The 14,986-nt window shown below is 73.6% G+C and carries 17 protein-coding genes; 13 read left to right on the forward strand and 4 right to left on the reverse strand.

Features of this window, described 5'->3' with window-relative positions:
• Positions 1-3 precede the first annotated feature (3 nt).
• On the reverse strand, positions 4-1,236 hold the full coding sequence (locus tag OG764_RS31570) for an MFS transporter (protein WP_328971729.1): 1,233 nt from the start codon (positions 1,234-1,236) through the stop codon (positions 4-6).
• An 80-nt stretch (positions 1,237-1,316) separates the two neighbouring features.
• Here OG764_RS31570 and OG764_RS31575 point away from each other — a divergent pair, with 80 nt between their 5' ends.
• Positions 1,317-1,949 carry a CGNR zinc finger domain-containing protein gene (locus OG764_RS31575; RefSeq protein WP_328971730.1) on the forward strand — a complete coding sequence of 211 codons (633 nt, stop codon included), beginning with the start codon at positions 1,317-1,319 and terminating at the stop codon, positions 1,947-1,949.
• A gap of 91 nt (positions 1,950-2,040) precedes the next feature.
• Here the strand turns inward: OG764_RS31575 and OG764_RS31580 are convergent, their stop codons facing one another.
• Positions 2,041-2,427, reverse strand: a complete 387-nt coding sequence (locus OG764_RS31580; RefSeq protein ID WP_328971731.1) for a VOC family protein — start codon at positions 2,425-2,427, stop codon at positions 2,041-2,043.
• Between the two features lie 135 nt (positions 2,428-2,562).
• Between OG764_RS31580 and OG764_RS31585 the strand changes: the two genes are divergently transcribed.
• The 3 genes from OG764_RS31585 to OG764_RS31595 all read left to right on the forward strand — a co-directional run bounded on the left by OG764_RS31585 (position 2,563) and on the right by OG764_RS31595 (position 3,870).
• On the forward strand, positions 2,563-2,886 hold the full coding sequence (locus tag OG764_RS31585; RefSeq protein ID WP_328971732.1) for a plasmid stabilization protein: 324 nt from the start codon (positions 2,563-2,565) through the stop codon (positions 2,884-2,886).
• Between the two features lie 145 nt (positions 2,887-3,031).
• The gene (locus OG764_RS31590; protein ID WP_328971733.1) at positions 3,032-3,403 is read left to right on the forward strand and encodes an STAS domain-containing protein; all 372 of its coding nucleotides are present in this window, start codon (positions 3,032-3,034) and stop codon (positions 3,401-3,403) included.
• Positions 3,404-3,429: 26 nt separating this feature from the next.
• Positions 3,430-3,870, forward strand: coding sequence for an ATP-binding protein (locus OG764_RS31595; protein ID WP_328971734.1), 441 nt, complete (start codon positions 3,430-3,432; stop codon positions 3,868-3,870).
• Between the two features lie 126 nt (positions 3,871-3,996).
• On the opposite strand, the gene OG764_RS31600 is transcribed toward OG764_RS31595, so the two are convergent.
• Together OG764_RS31600 and OG764_RS31605 are read right to left on the reverse strand one after the other, a co-directional pair.
• Positions 3,997-4,890 (reverse strand): SigB/SigF/SigG family RNA polymerase sigma factor, encoded by an 894-nt coding sequence (locus tag OG764_RS31600; protein ID WP_328971735.1) that lies wholly within the window; start codon positions 4,888-4,890, stop codon positions 3,997-3,999.
• A 249-nt stretch (positions 4,891-5,139) separates the two neighbouring features.
• Positions 5,140-5,850: a TetR/AcrR family transcriptional regulator gene (locus tag OG764_RS31605; RefSeq protein WP_328971736.1), complete on the reverse strand. Its 711-nt coding sequence runs from the start codon at positions 5,848-5,850 to the stop codon at positions 5,140-5,142.
• A 126-nt stretch (positions 5,851-5,976) separates the two neighbouring features.
• On the opposite strand from OG764_RS31605, the gene OG764_RS31610 reads away from it, so the two are divergent.
• The 9 genes from OG764_RS31610 (at position 5,977) to OG764_RS31650 (ending at position 14,952) form a co-directional block, all read left to right on the forward strand.
• Positions 5,977-7,659, forward strand: coding sequence for an amidohydrolase (locus tag OG764_RS31610; protein WP_328971737.1), 1,683 nt, complete (start codon positions 5,977-5,979; stop codon positions 7,657-7,659).
• Between the two features lie 80 nt (positions 7,660-7,739).
• Entirely contained in the window at positions 7,740-9,401 is a 1,662-nt protein-coding gene (locus OG764_RS31615) for an ABC transporter substrate-binding protein (protein ID WP_328971738.1), read from the forward strand.
• Entirely contained in the window at positions 9,398-10,378 is a 981-nt protein-coding gene (locus OG764_RS31620; protein WP_328971739.1) for an ABC transporter permease, read from the forward strand. Before OG764_RS31615 ends, OG764_RS31620 begins: the two co-directional genes overlap by 4 nt.
• On the forward strand, positions 10,375-11,241 hold the full coding sequence (locus OG764_RS31625; RefSeq protein ID WP_328971740.1) for an ABC transporter permease: 867 nt from the start codon (positions 10,375-10,377) through the stop codon (positions 11,239-11,241). The genes OG764_RS31620 and OG764_RS31625 overlap by 4 nt, the downstream gene beginning before the upstream one ends.
• Positions 11,238-12,308, forward strand: a complete 1,071-nt coding sequence (locus OG764_RS31630; RefSeq protein WP_328971741.1) for an ABC transporter ATP-binding protein — start codon at positions 11,238-11,240, stop codon at positions 12,306-12,308. Before OG764_RS31625 ends, OG764_RS31630 begins: the two co-directional genes overlap by 4 nt.
• A 5-nt stretch (positions 12,309-12,313) precedes the next feature.
• Complete coding sequence (locus tag OG764_RS31635; RefSeq protein ID WP_443056254.1) at positions 12,314-13,180, forward strand: ABC transporter ATP-binding protein; 867 nt, start codon at positions 12,314-12,316, stop codon at positions 13,178-13,180.
• Positions 13,181-13,327: 147 nt separating this feature from the next.
• Entirely contained in the window at positions 13,328-13,516 is a 189-nt protein-coding gene (locus OG764_RS31640) for a hypothetical protein (RefSeq protein ID WP_328971742.1), read from the forward strand.
• 45 nt (positions 13,517-13,561) lie between these two features.
• Complete coding sequence (locus OG764_RS31645; RefSeq protein WP_328971743.1) at positions 13,562-14,143, forward strand: TetR/AcrR family transcriptional regulator; 582 nt, start codon at positions 13,562-13,564, stop codon at positions 14,141-14,143.
• 11 nt (positions 14,144-14,154) lie between these two features.
• Positions 14,155-14,952 (forward strand): N-formylglutamate amidohydrolase, encoded by a 798-nt coding sequence (locus OG764_RS31650; protein ID WP_328971744.1) that lies wholly within the window; start codon positions 14,155-14,157, stop codon positions 14,950-14,952.
• Positions 14,953-14,986 lie beyond the last annotated feature (34 nt).

Consider the following 14,986-nt stretch of genomic DNA (forward strand, 5'->3'; position numbering starts at 1 on the left):
GGGCTACCGCCGCGCGTGGGCGGTCGGTCCCGCCGCCCCTGTCGCCCCCGCCGCCCCGGCCGCCCGGGCCCGGGCCCGGCGCGCAGGGCCGATGAGCGGTTCGACGACGAGGAGTTGCGCGGCCGCCAGCGCCAGGCAGAGGACCGCGGTGCCGGCCCACAGCGTGGTGGCGCCGAGGTGTTCGAGCGCCTGCGTGGCCGTGACGGGGGCGGTGACCGTGGCGATGCCCCAGCTGATGCCGTAGGCGGCGAGGTAGCGGTCCGCGCCGCCCGGCGGGGCGAGGTCGGCCACGATGCCGAGCACCCGGCCCAGGACGAGCACGTCGCCCAGGCTCCACAGGACCGTGGCCGCCAGGAACCCGGGGAGCGCGGACGCCGTCGCGTACCCGGCGAGGCCGGCCGCCAGCAGGACGTGGCCGAGCGCGAGGGTCGCGGAGTCGGGCAGTGAGGCCACGCGGCGCAGGCGCAGCGCCGGCTGGCACGCCACGACGGTCACCGCCGAGGCGGTGAACAGCAGTCCGGCGTCGGCGGGTTCGAGGCCGCGCCGGGCGAGGGTCAGCGGCAGCCCCATCGTGATCTGTAGCGAGACGACTGCGAAGAGGGTGCCCGAAAGGAACACCGCCCGCAGCGCGCGGTCCCGCCAGGGGTGGACGGGCCCGGAGCGCCGGCCGGGCCGGGCGGCCGGGTGGCCGGCGTGGTCGGCGGGCAGCGCGATGCGCAGCACCAGCGCGCACAGCAGGCAGGTGAACGCGTCGGCGACGAACAGCCAGCGCAGGTCCCAGCGCCCCAGGGCCGCGGCCAGCAGGCCCGCCCCGGTGCCGCCCACCGCGAGGGCGGCGTTCAGCAGGCCGTACGCGCGGACCCGCTCGGCGGGGCCGACCGCGTCGGCGATCAGCGCCTGGCTGGGCGGCTCGTACAGCTCGAAGGCCAGGCCGAGCAGGATCGCGAAGAGCGTCACCGCGGCGAGGGATCCGGCGGCGGCGATGCCCAGCTGGGCGAGGGCGCATCCGGTGAGGCCGAACACGATCGTGCGGCGCCGCCCGAGGCGGGTCGCGAGCCTGCCTCCGGCCAGCCGGGACGGGATCGTCGCCAGTCCGAAGGCCGCCGAGACCAGGCCCGCCGTGGTGGCGCCCGCGCCGAAGTCGGCGCTGATCAGGACGGTCAGGAAGGGCAGGGAGAAGGCGCCGAGGCGGTTGATCGCGCGTGCCGCCACCAGCAGCCATACGGTCCGGGGCATGCGACCACCCTTCACGTGACTGTCGTATCGAGTATCGTCAGTGACGAACGCTAGCCATCGAAGGAGTGACTGGTCAAGTGATGTTCGACAGTCACGTGGCGGTACTGCTGGACCACGCCGTATCGCTCGTGAACACGCTGACCGACGGAGAGGCGCGCGGCCGCCCGTACGCCGCACCCCGCGGAGCCGGGCTGCCGGACGCGGTCGCCGCCGCCGTGTCGGACGTCGCGGGCTCCCTCCCGCGCGTCGTCGACGCCGCCCAGGCGGACTACCTGGTGGCGACGGCGCGGGGCATGCGCGAGGTCTTCGAGGCCATGCACGACGGCCGGCCGGACGAGGCGGCCGGCACCGTGAACCGCCTGCTGCGCGACAGCGGAGCCCGGCCGTGCCTGGACCGGGCCCCGGGCGGGACCGAGGGCGCGGGGGAGAGCGTGGCCGCGGGGGAGGACGGTAGCGGCGGGCCGCGATGGCGGCTGCACTTCCACGGGGCCGACGACTCCTTCGCCGTGGGCCACACCGCGAGCTGCGCCACGGCGCTGGCCCTCGCCGTGGGCGGCAGTCTGGCGGGCCGGCTGGGCGTCTGCAGGGCGGACCGCTGCGACCGCGTCTATGTCGACGGCTCCCGGAACGCGGCCCGCCAGTTCTGCTCCACGGCCTGCCAGAACCGCACCAAGGCCGCGGCCTTCCGTGCCCGCAAGGGCGCCGCCGGCTGACGGCGGACGGGGGCTGCCGGCGGCGCGGCGGCGGGCCGTCCGGCGGCCCGGGGCCGGCCGGACGGAGCCTGCGGGCGGGGCCGCGCCGCGGTCAGGGGCGGTGGCGCAGCGGGTGGTCCGCGGGCACCTCCACGACGGCGATGCGTACGCCGTCGGGGTCGGCGATCCACATCTCGATCAGCCCCCAGGGCTCGCGCAGCGGCGGCCGCAGGACCTCGGCACCCCCCTCGCGCAGTTCCTCGTACGCGGCCTGCGCGTCCGCGACCTGGAGCCACAGCTCCAGCCCGGGCGCGGGCGGCGCCCCGGCGCGCCCGGACACCTCCAGGAACCCGCCGCCGAGGAAGTACACCGTGCCGCGCTCCGGGCCGGTGCCGAACTCGCGGTAGACGGCGAGCCCCAGGGTCTCGCCGTAGAAGACGCGCGAGCGCTCGGGGTCCGTGGGGTGCAGCAGAACCCTGCTGCCCAGTACATGCACCATGCCCCCACTGTGACCCATCCGGCCCCTCGCCGGGCCGCCTTCCCGCAACGTCTACGGCGCCGCCACCGGGGCAGGAGCGCGGTGCGGGGCACCACCGACCCCGGGCTGCCCGCGCGATCCGGCCGAGGAGTCACCATGCCCAGAGGATCCAGCCCCAAGCGGGAACGCCAGTACGAGCACATCAAGGAGAGCGCCGAGGAGCGGGGCGAGAGCCCCGAGCGGGCCAAGGAGATCGCGGCCCGCACCGTCAACAAGGAACGGGCCCGCGCGGGCGAGTCGAAGACCGCGAGCCGCTCCTCCCTGGAGGACATCTCCTCCGGCCGGCGCGGCGGCCTGCGCTCCCACACCGGCGCCCAGGGCCCGACGAAGGAGCAGCTCTACAACGAGGCCAGGCAGCGCAACATCACGGGCCGCTCGCAGATGGACAAGGCGGAACTCAAGCGCGCCCTCGGCCGCTGACGGCGCCCTCGGCCACGAGATGCCGCCCCGGGTGGATCGGGCCGCGAGGCGGCGGTGGCGGGATTGGCAGCCGCCCGCCCGGGTAGGGGCCGTGCAGAGTCACACCGACAGCCAGAGCCACAGCCAGAGCCGGGAAGGGGATCCCATGGCTTCGACAGCGGAGGGCGACCGGTTCACCGTCGAGGTGCGCCTCCTGCCGGGGGTCGCCGTCCTCAAGCTCGCCGGAGAGCTCGACAACGACACGGCCGAGCCGCTGGCCGCGGCGCTCCGAGGGCTCCTGGGCACCGCCGACCGCGTCCTGGTGGACTTCTCCGAAGTGGGATTCTGCGATTCGACCGGACTGAACGTCCTGCTGCGCGCACGCCTCTCGGCCGAGCGCGCGGAGACGGCCATCGAGCTCGTGGGACTTCGCGGGCCGGTCCGGCGGATGTTCCGCATCACCGGCGCGGACGAGGTCTTTCCCGTGTACGCGGACGTCGCGGAGGCGCTGGCGGTCCCACCGCAGCACCCCCAGTAGGCGCGCAGCACGAGCGGAGGCGTGAGATGAGCGAGGGCCGCCCACCGGACGGCAGCCGGGTGTTCGTCCTCGGCGCAGGGGACGAGAACGTCGTCACCCAGTGCCGGGACTTCACCCGGCGGGCCCTGACCGACTGGCAGTGGCTGCCCGCGGCCGGGCCCGACGCCGAGGCGGACGCCGAGGACGTCCTGCTCCTGGTGTCCGAGCTGGTGGCCAATGCGCGCCTGCACGGCGGCGGCCCGAGTTCGCTGGTGCTCCGGCGCACCGCGGGCGGACTGCGCATCGAGGTGACCGACCGGAGCCCGGCCCTGCCGGTGCTCCGGCGCCCCGCGCACCCCGCCCGGCCCGGCGGGCACGGCCTGCTGATCGTGGACCGGCTGGCGCGGCGCTGGGGTGCGGAGCCGCTGGACGGCGGCAAGTGCGTCTGGCTGGAGGTCACGGCACACCAGGCGTACGACCCGTCGTAGCGGGCGGTGACCGACCCTGCGGACATGCGGACCGGCGGACATGCGGACCGGCGGACATGCGGACCGGCGGACGGGGGCGAGCGCCTCGCCCCCGTCCGCCGGTCCGCAGGGTGTGGCGGCCGCGCCTCAGTCGGCCGGTTCGCCGTCGGCCTCGGCCGGCTCCGGCGGGTCGTCCGTCAGCAGTCCGGCCCGCAGCTTCGCCATGATCCGGCCCAGCAGCCGGGAGACCTGCATCTGGGAGACGCCGAGCCGTTCGCCGATCTCGGCCTGGGTCAGGTCCTCGCCGAAGCGCAGCGACAGGACCAGCCGGTCCCGTTCGCCGAGGCCGTCGACGAGCGGCTTCAGCGACTCCAGGCTTTCGATCAGGTCGTAGGCGCCCTCTTCGAACCCCAGCGCGGGCATCGACCCGTTCGCCTCGGGCTCGTCCCCGACCGGGGCGTCGAAGGAGCCCGCGCTGTACCCGTTCGCGGCCCGACGGCCCTCGGCGAGGGCCTCCTCGTCGATGTCGAGGTGCTCCGCGAGCTCCTGGTCGGTGGGCCGCCTGCCCAGCCGCTGCTCCAGCGCGTCGTGCCCCTTCGCGATGTCGAGCCGCAGCTCCTGGAGGCGCCTGGGGACCTTCACGGCCCACGAGGTGTCCCGGAAGAAGCGTTTCATCTCACCGGTGATCGTCGGCAGCGCGAACGTGGCGAATTCGACGCCGCGCTCGACGTCGTACCGGTTGATGGCCTTGATCAGGCCGATCGTGCCCACCTGGACGATGTCCTCCACGGGCTCGCTGCGGTTGCGGAACCGGCGGGCGGCATACTTCACCAGGCTGAGATTGAGCTCGACGAGCGTGTTGCGCACGTACGAGTACTCGGGGCTGCCCTCGGTGAGCTCGTTCAGGCGGCGGAACAGGACGACGGAGAGGGTCCGGGCGCAGGAGGTGCTGACGCCGAGCGGATCCTCGGGAATGCCGAGGTCGGCTGTCGTCTGCCCGGTATGGACGGGCTCCGCTGTGGCGCGGGAAAGGGTCGACATGAGAATCCTCCGACGGAGTGGTCCGGCGCCGGGCGGCGCATCGGGACCGTCGTGGTCTCAGGGGATATACCCATCAGAGGGTGGTTTGACCCATGACGGCGACCTCGCCGCCCCGCAGACGCGACCTCGGCGCCGCCGTGGACGCCATTTCTCCGGCTCCCCCTGACGCGCTTTCCCCGCCTCCGGTGTCACATGCGCCCCACCGGTGTCAGACGACATGCCCGTCGGTGCCGTCGGCACCCCGCGGTGTCACGCCCCAGGCTCGCCGGCCGCCCGCATGGCCGCGGCCCTCGTCTCGATGGCGGTGATCAGCGCCTCGACCCGGACGTCGAAGATCTGCTCCTCCGTCACCTCGGCCAACTCGGAGCTGAGGCGGGTGATGTGGGGGAACTTCTGCGGGTCGACGAGGCGGTACTCGCGGCTCCAGGCGGACTCGTCGGCCTCCCGGATCTCCGCGTCGAAGAGCAGGTAGGCGGCCCGCTGGCCCACGAAGGCGAGGAGCGAGTCGCCCACCATCCGGTAGTGGACGGCCGCCTCGGCGCCGTGGAGCCCCGCCTCGGTGACGGCGCCGAGGATGAGCTCGACGACCCGGAACTCGTTGGGCCGCCGGGTGGTGCGGCTGGTCATGATCGAGCCGACGACCGGGTAGCGGAGGGCGACTTCCAGCGACCCGGCGGCCAGGGCCCGGATGCGGCCCTTCCAGTCGAGGCCGGCCGGGATGCGGTCGAGGACCTCGCCGAGCGTGCGGTCCGCCACGGACAGCAGCAGTTCGTCCTTGTCGCGGAAGTGGCGGTAGATCGCGGTCGGGTCGGCCCCGAGCTCCTCGCCCAGGCGTCGGACCGTGAACGCGTCCTCGCTTCCGCGGGCCGCGATGCGCAGGCTCGCTTCGATGATCGCGTCGGGGGTGAGCTGGCTGCCCGCGCGCTTGGTCCGGGCGGTGGTGGCAGGTGACTTCGGCATGGTGCGGCCAGTGTATCGATTTGGAACAAGGCGAGCGCAACACCGTTGACAACATTGTTGCGCTGCCGTTCACTCCTCCTCAACACAAGCCGAGCGGGTCCGCCCGCCGAGCCGGAGGATGCGTTGATGGCGAACACCAGCCAGCGGGCCGACACCCTTTTCGTGGGAGGACGGGTCTTCACCGGGACGGCGGACGCCCCGGTCGACGCGGCCGTCGCCGTCGCCGACGGCAAGATCATCGCCGTCGGCGACGAGACCGGGATCCGCTCGCTCGCGGACGCCGCCACGGAGGTCGTCGACCTCGCCGGCGGACTGCTCGTCCCCGGCTTCCAGGACGCCCACGTCCACCCCGCCGTCGCCGGCGTCCAGATGCTCGGCTGCGACCTGAGCGAGGAGCGCACCATCGACGGCTACCTGGCCGCGGTGGCCCGCTACGCCGAGAAGCACCCGGCCTCGCCCTGGATCCGCGGCGGCGGCTGGTCGATGGACATCTTCCCCGGCGGCACGCCGACCCGAGCCATGCTCGACGCCGTCGTACCGGACCGGCCCGTCATGCTCACCAACCGCGACGGCCACGGTGCCTGGGCCAACACCCGCGCCCTCGAGACATCGGGCGTCGACCGCGACACCCCCGACCCGGTGGACGGACGGATCGAGCGGGAGGCCGACGGCACCCCGGCCGGCACCCTCCAGGAGGGCGCCGTGGACCTGGTCGCCCGCCACATGCCCATCGCGACCGCGGACGAGGCGCACGCCGGCCTGCTCGCCGCCCAGGAGCACCTGTTCTCCCTCGGCGTCACCAGCTGGCAGGACGCCATGATCGGCGTCTTCCCCGGCAACCCCGACAACTACGGCGTCTACCTGCGCGCCGCAGAGGAGGGCTCGCTGCGCGCCCGCGTCGTCGGCGCCCTCTGGTGGGACCGCGAGCGCGGCCTGGAACAGGTCCCGGAGCTGGAGGAACGCCGCCGCACCGGCCGCGTCGGCCGGTTCAGCGCCACCAGCGTGAAGATCATGCAGGACGGCATCGCCGAGAACTTCACCGCCGGCATGCTGGAGCCCTACCTCGACGGCTGCGGCTGCGCCACCGCCAACTCCGGACTCAGCTTCATCGAACCCGCCCTCCTCACCGAGGCCGTGTGCGCCCTCGACGCCAAGGGCTTCCAGGTCCACTTCCACGCGCTCGGCGACCGCGCCGTACGGGAGGTCCTCGACGCCCTGGCCGCGGCCCGCGAGGCCAACGGCGCCAACGACAACCGGCACCACCTGGCCCACCTCCAGGTCGTCCACCCCGACGACATCGCGCGCTTCGCGGACCTGGGCGCCGCCGCCAACATCCAGGCCCTGTGGGCCGCGCACGAACCGCAGATGGACGAGCTGACCATCCCCTTCCTGGGCCCCGAACGCGCCGCCCTCCAGTACCCGTTCGGCGACCTCCAGCGCGCCGGCACCCGCCTGGTCGCCGGCAGCGACTGGTCGGTGAGCAGCCCCAACCCGCTGTGGGGCATCCACGTCGCCGTCAACCGGATCGTCCCCGTCGAGGCGCCCAACGCCCCCGGGGAGCCCGAGCCCTGCGCCCCGTTCTTCCCCGAGCAGGCCCTGACCCTGGCCCAGGCCCTCACCGCGTACACCGCCGGCAGCGCCTGGGCGAACCACCAGGACGACATCACCGGCACCATCGAGCCCGGCAAGTGCGCGGACCTCGTCGTCCTGGACCGGGACCCCTTCGCCCACCCCTCCCTCGAGATCGCCGAGACCCGGGTGCTCCGTACCTACATCGACGGGGAGCTCGTCTTCGCCGCGAACGGCTGAACCGCCACCGGCGGCGCAGCAGCACCACGTACGTCCCCTCAAGCTCCCCCCTGAGCTCCCCCCTGACGGAGGTAGAGACGATGACCTCAGCCCGAGCGACGACGCGAACGCCCCGAAGGCCGCGCCACACCCTAAGGACCGTCCTCGCGGCGGCGGCGGTACTCATCACGAGCGCGTGCAGCGGCGCCGCGGACCCGGAAGCCGGCCTCGTCGCGTACGAGCTCACGGACAAGACCCCGGCCGCGGCGGGCGACCTGGACTCCTTCACCTGGTCGATCTTCGCCGAGCCGACCTCGATCGACTACACGTACGCCTTCGACTACCCGCCCAACCAGGTCCTCGCCAACGTCTGCGAGAGCCTGCTGCGCTGGAACCCCGACCTGACGACCTCGCCGAACCTGGCGTCCTCGTACACCAACCCGACCCCCACCACCTGGGTGTACAAGATCCGCTCCGGCGTCCGCTTCCACGACGGCACGGCGCTCACCGCGGACGACGTCGTCGCCTCGCTGCGCCGCAACCTCGACCCCCAGACGTCCAGCGTGTGGGCCTACCCGTTCCGGAACGTGAAGTCGGTCGGCAAGACGGGCCCGATGGAGGTCACCGTCACCCTGGCCCGCCCCGACTCGACCTTCAACAAGTACCTGGCGGCCAGCCCCGGCACCGTCGAGTCCGCGGCCACCCTCAAGAAGGCCGGCAAGGACTACGGCAGCCCCAAGACCGGCGTCAACTGCACCGGCCCGTTCTCGTTCGGCTCCTGGACGTCCGGCCAGTCCCTCGTGCTCAAGCGCTTCGACGACTACTGGAACCCACAGCTCAAGGCCAAGTCCGGCCAGGTGAAGTTCGTCTTCCTCGGCGACGCCACCACCCGCGTCAACGCCTTCCAGAGCGGTGAGGTCGACGGCGGCTGGATGGTCCCGCCCAGCTCCTACTCCCGGCTGAAGACGAGCACCGCCGGCACCCTCTACTTCGGCCGCAACACCACGGTCGCCGACGAGGTCGTCAGCAACCTCGACGGCCCCCTGGGCGACAAGCGGATCCGCCAGGCCCTGCTCATGGCCATCGACCGCAAGGGCATCATCAAGGCCGGCGCCGGCGGCGTCGGCGAGGTCGCCGACTCCCTCGTCACCCCCAACCTCTGGAACGACGCACCCGCCGCGGCCCGCAAGGACATCCTGGACGCCGTGCCGCGCTACCCGTACGACCTGGCCAAGGCGAAGGAACTCGCCGCGCAGGCCGGGGTGTCCGGACAGCAGATCGTGATCGCCACCAGCCCGCTGGACTCCCAGACCACGATCATCACCCAGGCCGTCGCCCAGGCGGCCAAGGCGATCGGGCTCACGCCGCGCATCGACACCATCTCCGCGGAGAAGTACTCGGCGCTGTTCACCGACCCGGCCGCCCGCAAGGGCATCGACCTCTTCCTCACCTTCTGGTACACCTCGATCACCGACCCGCTGGACATGTACGGCTCCCTGCGGACCGGGGCGTTCAGCAACTACGGCAGCTGGTCCGAACCCCGCTTCGACGCCGCGATCGACCGGGCCATCGACACGTACGACCCGGCCGGGCACGCCGCCGCCAACGCCGAGGCCGAGCGGATCGCCCTGCGCGAGCTGCCCTGGCTGCCCCTGTACACCCAGCCCGTGAGCGTCTTCCTCGGCAAGCGGATCACCGGCGTCCAGCCCTCGATCGCCTACCTCTACTACCCGTGGGCGGCCGAGATCGGGGCGAAGGGATGACGACCGCGGCACACAGGGGCCTGGCGCGGGCCGTACGGGTCCTGCGCCGGCTCGCCGGGATGGCGGCCACCCTCCTGGTGACCTCCTTCCTGGTGTTCTCCTCGCTCTACCTGGCACCGGGCGACCCGGCGAGCTTCCTGGTACGGGGACGCAGCGCGAGCCCCGAGGAACTGGCCGCGATCCGCAGCCAGTACGGCTTCGACGAGCCCTTCCCGGTCCGCTACTGGAACTGGCTCGAAGGCGTCCTGCACGGCGACCTCGGCCGCTCGTACCTCTTCCACCAGGACGTCAGCGCCGTCATCTGGTCCCGGCTGCCGGCCTCCCTCCTGCTGGTCGCCGTCGCGACGCTGATGATCGCCGTCGTGGGCGTCGCCGCCGGCGTGATCGGCGCGCTGCGCCGGGGCACCCGTACCGACACCACGCTCATGCTGCTGGTGACGGTCGGGGCCGCCGCCCCCGCCTTCGTCGTCGCCCTCGTGCTGCGCTCGGTGTTCGGAGTGGAGCTCGGCTGGTTCCCCACCATCGGCAACGGCAGCGGCGTACTCGGCCGGCTGCACCACGTCGTCCTGCCGGCGGTCGCGCTGTCCGTGACCTTCATGGCGCTCGTGACCCGCGTTACCCGCTCGGCGATGCTCGACGAACTCCGGCGCGAACACGTCGAGGTCGCACTGAGCCGCGGCACACCCCGCCGGACCGTGATCCGGCGGCACGTGCTGCGCAACGCACTCGGACCGATCGTGACGGTCTCGGCGCTGCTCGTGTCGGGGATGCTCGTCAGCACCGCGATCGTCGAGACGGCGTTCGGCATGTCCGGGGTGGGATCGCTGCTCGTGCAGTCGGTCAACCAGCTCGACTTCCAGGTGGTGCAGGCCATCGTCCTGCTGGTGGTGGCCGCGTTCGTGGTGGTCAACGCCCTGGTCGACCTCGTCCACCCGCTCATCGACCCCCGGGTCGCGGCCGCAGGGAGCGCACGATGAGCGCATGGACCGCAGGGGTCGTGCGCGGCCCGCTCGCACGGCTGCGGGCCCTCGGCGGCGGTCCGCTCCAGCGGATCTGCCTGGTGCTCCTGGGCCTCTTCGTCCTGGTCGCACTCTTCGCACCCTGGCTCGCGCCGCAGGACCCGACCTTCGGCGAGCTGGGCGAGACCCTCTCCCCGCCGAGCGCCGCCCACTGGCTGGGCACCGACCAGGGCGGGCACGACACCTTCTCGGCGCTGATCGAGGGCGCCCGAACCAGCCTGGCCGGACCGCTCGCCGTGGTGCTGTTCTCCACGCTCGCCGGCATCGCCGTCGGCCTGCTCGCGGCATGGCGGGGCGGCTGGGCCGACACCCTCATCAACCGGATCCTCGACATCGTGTTCGCCTTCCCCGCGCTGCTGCTCGCGATCCTCGCGGTGGCCGTGTTCGGCAAGGGCATGACCGCACCGGTCCTGGCCATGGCGATCGCGTACATGCCGTACACGGCCCGCCTGGTGCGCGGCCTGGCCGCGCAGGAGAAGGCCCGCCCGTACATCGCCGCCTACCGGGTGCAAGGACACTCCGGCCCGTACGTCGCGGTCCGCAGACTGCTGCCGAACATCGGCCCGACCGTGCTCGCCCAGTCCACCGTCAACTTCGGCTACGTCCTGCTCGACCTGGCCGCCCTGTCCTTCCTCGGCCTCGGCGTCCAGCCCCCGACACCCGACTGGGGAGCCATGATCAACCAGGGCCAGGCGGCCGTCCTCGAAGGCAGGCCGCTCTCCGCGACCGCGCCCGCCATGGCGATCGTGCTCGTGGTCGTCGCCTTCAACGTCGTCGGGGAGAGCCTCGGCGACCGGCTCGCGGGGAGGGAATCCCGATGACACTGCTCGCCTACGACGACCTGCGGATCACCCTTCCCGGGATGGCCCGCCCGGTCCTGGACGGCATCACGCTGAACGTGTCCGCCGGAGAGGTCGTCGCCCTCGTCGGCGAATCCGGCTCCGGCAAGTCGGTCACCGCCCGCGCCGCCCTCGGCCTCTTCCCGGCCGGCGCCGGGATCGGCGGCCGGGTGCGCGTGGAAGGCACCGACCTCGTCGGCGCCGACGCCGCCGCCCTGCGCGACGTACGCACCTCCAAAGCGTCGATGATCTTCCAGGACCCGCGCGCCGGCATCAACCCGGTACGGCGCATCGGGGACTTCCTCACCGAGTCGCTGCGCCGGCGCAGCGGCTGGACCAAGGAACGCGCCAACGCCCGCGCCGCCGAACTCCTCGACGCGGTCGGCCTGCCCGACCCCGTCCGGCACCTGCGCCAGTACCCGCACGAACTGTCCGGCGGCATGCTCCAACGCGTCATGATCGCCGGCGCGCTCACGGCCGACCCCCGGCTGCTGCTGTGCGACGAACCGACCACCGCCCTCGACGTCAGCACCCAGGCCGAGATCATGGCGATCCTGGGCAGGCTCCAGCGCGAACACGGCCTGGGCATGCTCCTGATCACGCACGACGTGGAACTCGCGGCCGCCGCCTGCGACCGGATCTACGTGATGTACGCGGGACGGATCGTCGAAACCGCCACCCGCACCGAGCTGTTCGCCACGCCCCGGCACCCGTACACGGCCGGCCTGCTCGGATCCTCCCCGCCCCTGGAAGGCCCGGTCGGCCGCCTCGCCCCCATCCCCGGCGCCCCGATGGGACTGCTGGACTCCGCGCCGGGCTGTTCCTTCGCACCCCGCTGCGGCTTTGCCCAGCCCGGCCGCTGCGACCAGTCCCCGCCGCCGCTGCTCCCGCACGGCCCGGCGCTGGTGGCCTGCCACCGGGCAGGCGAACTCACCGGCCCGGCCGGTGCGCCGCAGCCCGTGACCGCGGGCCGCGCCGTCACGCCGGACCCGCCCGTCCTGCCGGTCCCGTCCCTCCTGTCCGCTCCATCCTCCGAGGAGGACCGGTGACCACGGTGAACACCCCGCCCCAGCCGTCCGCGGGCCCGGCCGCCGCGGCCCGCACCTTGCTCCAGGTGAACGGCCTGCGCAAGACCTACCGCACGGGGACGACCGAGGTGGTCGCCGTCGACGACCTGTCGTTCTCCCTGCGGGCCGGCGGCGCGCTCGGCATCGTCGGGGAGTCAGGATCCGGGAAGACCACCACGGCCCGCATGCTCGTCGGGCTGGAACACCCGGACGCGGGGGAGATCCTCGTCCAGGGGAAGCCGCCGGCCGCGGCCGTACGCGGCAGGGCGGCGAGGCTGGCCCGCGCGAAGGCGGTCCAGATCGTCTTCCAGGACCCGTACCTCTCACTGGACGCCCGCATCGGCATCGGCGACACCGTCGACGGGGTGCTGCGGCTCCACGGCCTCCGCGATCCGGCGGCCCGGGCCGCCCGGGTCAGGGAGCTGCTGGCCCAGGTCGGCCTCGGCGACCGCGAGGCGGCCGCGCTGCCCCGCCGGCTCTCCGGCGGACAGCGCCAGCGCGCTGCGATCGCACGGGCGCTGGCCGTCGAGCCGGCCGTCCTCGTCCTCGACGAGGCGGTGTCCGCCCTGGACGTCTCGGTGCAGGCGCAGGTCCTCAACCTGCTGTCCGACATCCGCCGCGACACCGGCATCGGCCTCGTCTTCGTCAGCCACGACCTCGCGGTCGTCCGGTACGTCTGCGACGAGGCGCTCGTCCTCTACCGCGGCCGGACCATCGAACACCGGCCCGTCGCGGACCTGCTGGCCACCCCCGAACACCCCTACACCCGCCTGCTGCTGGCCTCGGTGCCCCGCCCCGGCTGGGACCCCGGCTCCATCAGCCGGCGCCGCCGGGAGCTCGACGCCCCGGGGTGAGGCGGGCGCACCGCGATCCGGCCGGGGCCGGGGAACGCCGGCAGCGGACCGGACCGGGCCGGGCGCGGGCGCACCGCGATCCGGCCGGGCCGCGACGCGGCGGGAACCCTCCTGGGCATCGGGCCTCCGGTGCCACAGGATCAACGGGTGACCGGACACGACCACGCGCACCCGGCGGCCGACATCCTGCTCACCGGGGCGGCCGGCCGGATCGGCCGGATGCTCCGCCCCGGCCTGGCGGCACGCGGCTGGACCGTGCGCCCGTACGACCTGCAACCCGCGCCCCGCACTGGCCGGACGCGTCCCCGCAACGGCTCGTACGCCCGCACCCGGTGACAGGCCGCGTACGCCCGCCCGGGTACGCCCCGGTAAGGTCGGCGCATGGCGTCTCGCAGTACTCAGATCCTCGAAGCGGCCGCCCGGGTGATCGCCCGGCGCGGGGTCCGCGGGCTGCGCGTGGAAGAGCTCGCGGCCGAGGCCGGCGTCTCCACCGCCCTGATCTACTACCACTTCAAGGACCGCACGGGCGTCCTGCGCCACACCCTGGAATTCATCAACGACAGGGCAGAGCGCTACACGACCGACCGCGACCCGGACGCCCCGCCGCTCACTCCCCGCGAGGAGCTGGAGGAGACCCTGCTGCTGGAGCTCCAGGACTCCGTGGAGGTCCGGGAGAACAGCTCGGCCTGGGGCGAACTGCGGGCCAGCGCCGTCTTCGACGAGGTGCTGCGCGAGGATCTGGCCCGCGCCACCCTGGTGTGGGTCCAGGAGGTGGCCGCGCTGCTGGGCCAGGTCCAGCCGATGGCGCCGGCCTCGTCGCTCGCCGCCGCGGCCGAGCGGCTCACCGCACTGCTGGAGGGGCTCAGCATGCGCTGGCTCAGCGGCGGCATCAAGATCACCCACGCCCGGGACCTCATGCGCGGCGCCGTCGACGCCGAACTGGCCGGGCTCCGGCAGAACTGACGGGCCCGGACATGGACCGATCGACCGCGTCCTTCCGGCTGCTTCCCGGAGCCGCCGCCTCACCGGTGATCCTGCACGTGCCGCACTCCTCGCGGGTCGTCCCGGAGTCCGTCCGCGCCGGCATCCTGCTGGACGACCCGTCGCTGGAGCGGGAGCTGGACCACATCACCGACTCCCACACCGCCGCGATCGCGGCCGCCGCCGCGGCGCGTTCGGCCGTCACGCCGTGGCAGTTCGTCAACGGGCTGTCCCGGCTGGTCGTCGACCCCGAGCGGTTCCCCGACGAGCGCGAGGAGATGCTGGCCGCGGGCATGGGAGCGGTGTACACGCGCACCACGCACGGGGAGCGGCTGCGACCGGACGGCTTCGACGGCCGGCCGCTGACCGACCGCTGGTTCCACCCGTACGCGGACGCGATGACGCGGGCCGTGGCCGACCGGCTGGAGACCGTCGGGCGGGCCGTCGTCATCGACGTGCACTCGTACCCGACCCGGCCCCTGCCGTACGAACTCCACGGCGCCGGGCCCCGCCCGCCGATCTGCCTCGGGACGGACCGCTTCCACACCCCGGCGACCCTCCTCGACGTGGCGGGGGAGGCCTTCGGGGGCTTCGGCGGCACCGGGCTCGACACCCCCTTCGCGGGGACGTACGTACCGCTGGAGTACTACGGGACGGACGACCGGGTCAGTGCGCTGATGATCGAGATCCGGCGGGACACCTACATGTCCGAGCCCGGCGGTCCGCCCGGCCCCGGCCTGCCGGCACTGGCCGCGGCCCTGGCGGAACTCGTCGACGCCCTGCACCCGTAGGCCGTCCGGTGCGGTGGACCGGTGACCCCTTGCC

Origin of the sequence: Streptomyces sp. NBC_00239, assembly GCF_036194065.1 — a bacterium.
Classification (GTDB): Bacteria; Actinomycetota; Actinomycetes; order Streptomycetales; family Streptomycetaceae; genus Streptomyces.